General features: G+C 68.5%; 1 protein-coding gene. It reads right to left on the minus strand.

The window, feature by feature from the left end; genetic code table 11:
* Positions 1-92 precede the first annotated feature (92 nt).
* Positions 93-941, minus strand: coding sequence for a class I SAM-dependent methyltransferase (locus LQV45_RS35375; RefSeq protein WP_230012720.1), 849 nt, complete (start codon positions 939-941; stop codon positions 93-95).
* Positions 942-1,037: the final 96 nt, after the last annotated feature.

Here is a 1,037-nt window from a genome sequence, read left to right on the forward strand (position 1 = left end):
AATCGGACCCGTGCAGCGCGGATCCCCGGCGCGCCCGTCCGAAACCGCAGCCCCTGTCCGAAAACGCCGCGAAAACGGGCCCGGCCGCCTGGCTAAACCTTGGTCCCCGCCACCACGGTGGCGGTGGACCGGAGCCGGATCGCGCCGTCGTGCTCGTAGCGGCCCAGCAGAGCGAACACATCCGAGCGGATCAGGGCCCGCGACTCCGCGTCCGCCTTGGCCAGGCCCATCGCCACGGTGGTCGCGATGTCGGTCATGAACTCCCAGTAGCTCTCCGGGGATTCGTGCACCAGGTCGGTGCTGACCTGGTGCTCGGCCACCTCGGCCAGCCCGGCCTCCTTGAACATGCGGGTCATGAAGCCGGTTGGTGCGCAGCGGAACAGCCCGGGAGTCCCGGCGGCCGGAATGGGAAGTTCCCGGTGCCGGGCAATCGTGCCCAGGATCAGGCTGGCCCAGGGGTTTGCGGCGGCGCGTCCCCAGACGACGGCGCCCACCCGGGCGCCCGGCCTGGCGGTGCGCGCCATCTCTGCCATGGCCGCGGACATCACCGGGAAGAACATCAAGCCGAAGTGGCTGTACACGGCGTCGAACGTGTTGTTGCGGAACGGCAGGGCGGCCGAATCGCACACTTGAAAGTCCAGGTTGTTCAGACGCCGGGCCGATGCCTTCTCCTCGGCCACCCGGAGCATTCCGGCCGAAATGTCAGTCAGGACCACACGGCCTTCCGGCACCTGCGCGGCCACGTTGAGGCCGGGCTCCCCCGTGCCTGCCGCGACGTCCAGCACCGCTGAGTCCGGGCGGAGCCGGAGCTCCTGGCGGAGGGCGTCGCCGAACGGGGCCTGCCAGCCGAGCAGTTCCGCGTCCCATTTCTTCCAGCCCGCCGAGAACTCATCCCAGAGCAAGCGCTGTTCCTCACGAACACGGTCGGCTGAGGCTAACATGGCGGATCCTTAGCTCGTCTGTACCTAGCCCTAGTCTGCTCTGGGATGCGGTCCGCGGCAATGAGTCGAAGGGCAGTAGGCTTAACGGCATGTCTC

The sequence above is a fragment of the Microbacterium sp. Bi128 genome, assembly GCF_918698205.1.

Bases quoted from the DNA above. Each gene is read 5' to 3' on its own strand.
- LQV45_RS35375 (WP_230012720.1), bottom strand. From the start codon at position 941: ATGTTAGCCTCAGCCGACCGTGTTCGTGAGGAACAGCGCTTGCTCTGG.